Source organism: Marinobacter sp. UBA2498, from assembly GCF_002341575.1.
GTDB lineage: Bacteria > Pseudomonadota > Gammaproteobacteria > Pseudomonadales > Oleiphilaceae > Marinobacter > Marinobacter manganoxydans.
Genome location: NZ_DDOI01000142.1, coordinates 1 through 1,505 on the forward strand (window position 1 = coordinate 1; position 1,505 = coordinate 1,505).

At 51.8% G+C, this 1,505-nt stretch carries 3 protein-coding genes; 1 reads left to right on the top strand and 2 read right to left on the bottom strand.

Annotated elements, in window-relative coordinates; translation table 11 throughout:
* Window positions 1–233: multicopper oxidase domain-containing protein (locus B2W52_RS19560; protein WP_286803941.1), on the bottom strand; the 233-nt coding region annotated here is incomplete at its 3' end.
* Between the two features lie 84 nt (window positions 234–317).
* Window positions 318–851 carry a cupredoxin domain-containing protein gene (locus B2W52_RS19565; RefSeq protein WP_194855281.1) on the bottom strand — a complete coding sequence of 178 codons (534 nt, stop codon included), beginning with the start codon at window positions 849–851 and terminating at the stop codon, window positions 318–320.
* 200 nt (window positions 852–1,051) lie between these two features.
* Here B2W52_RS19565 and B2W52_RS19570 point away from each other — a divergent pair.
* On the top strand, window positions 1,052–1,505 hold a 454-nt coding region (locus B2W52_RS19570; protein WP_286803942.1), incomplete at its 3' end, for a response regulator.

Consider the following 1,505-nt stretch of genomic DNA (forward strand, 5'->3'; position numbering starts at 1 on the left):
TGCCAGTGAATGGACGTCATCTCATCCAGGTTATTGGTCACGTTGATCTTGACGTTTTCGCCTTCCTTGAAGCGCATCACCGGTCCCGGGGATGCGCCGTTGTATCCGATGCCTTCCTTCACAAAATCGCCGGTATCAATTTTTACCCGGTCGACCGTAAGGTCGTATTCGCCGGCCAGAACCATGGCTGGCATCAGCAGGCTCAAAAGCCCTGTCAAAAAGCGTGGTTTCATCTGTGTTGCTCCGAACTACACGTCATTGAAGCCGGGCCGAGAAACGTGTCTCAGCCCCGCGCTCGCGGACCTCAGTTAAGCGAGTTACTCGAAATTGACCTCACCGTACATCCCGGCCTGATAGTGGCCCGGCACGTTGCAGGCAAATTCGATATTGCCTTTATCAGAGAACTTCCATACCACTTCTTTACTTTGGCCCGGTTCCAGCAACACGCTGTTCGGGTCGTCATGCTTCATGGAATGGCCATTCCCCATATCCATATTCATCATGTCGTGGTTCAGCTTGCCGCCCTGGATGACGCCATGCTCAACCATCATCATCATTTCCTCTTGATGAGCTTCGTGCATGTCGGGAGTGCCAACATTGAACTCATGGACGAGGTTTCCCTTGTTCTCCACCACGAAGCGAACGGTTTCACCCGGCTTTACACTGATTTCTTCGGGTTCGTAGTAGTTGTCGTACATCTCGACAGTTACGGTTCGGCTGGCCTCCGACGCTTTGCCAGGTTCACCGCTTGTAGCGCCGTGCCCGTGGCCACCATCATGGGTGCCAGCCGCAAACGCTGTTGCCGACATTGAAAGCGCCATACCCGCTACGAATAGTTTTGATGCATTCATCTTTTTATCCTCTGTAAAATAAAAATCGCGAAAACACTGCTGGATTGAGCCCCAATCTTGAGCAATGTCCAGAATCGGTTGTTACCTTCTCTCACTAACCTGAATTCTTTCTGAAAAACTCGAACTATTTTCCGTTCAGGCTGAATTCAGGTTAATCAGTCACACTTTCGACCGCGGACCATACATAGAAGGAAAAACTCATGCGTTTACTGCTCGTCGAAGATGACCGCTTGCTTGCTGAGGGTCTGGTCAGGCAGTTGGGAAAAGCAGGTTTCAGCGTTGATACAACTCCCAGTGCCCGAGAAGCCGTCGTTCTGGGTGAGCAAGAGGATTACCGTGCTGTTGTTCTGGACCTGGGTCTACCTGATGGCAACGGGCTGGACGTATTGAGAAAGTGGCGAACGAATCACGTCAGCTGTCCGGTCTTGATTCTGACCGCGAGAGGCGATTGGCAGGATAAGGTTAACGGCTTAAAAGCCGGGGCAGACGATTACCTGGCAAAACCTTTTCAGACAGAAGAGCTAATCGCACGCCTCAACGCACTCGTGCGTCGAAGTGAAGGAAGGGTCCATGCTCAGGTTAAAGCCGGCCGCTTTGAACTGGACGAAAACCGCCAGAGTCTCAAGATGGACGACGGCGTGGAACATACACTTA

Coding starts and splice junctions, on each gene's coding strand:
- B2W52_RS19565 (WP_194855281.1), bottom strand. CDS start 851: ATGAATGCATCAAAACTATTCGTAGCGGGTATGGCGCTTTCAATGTCG.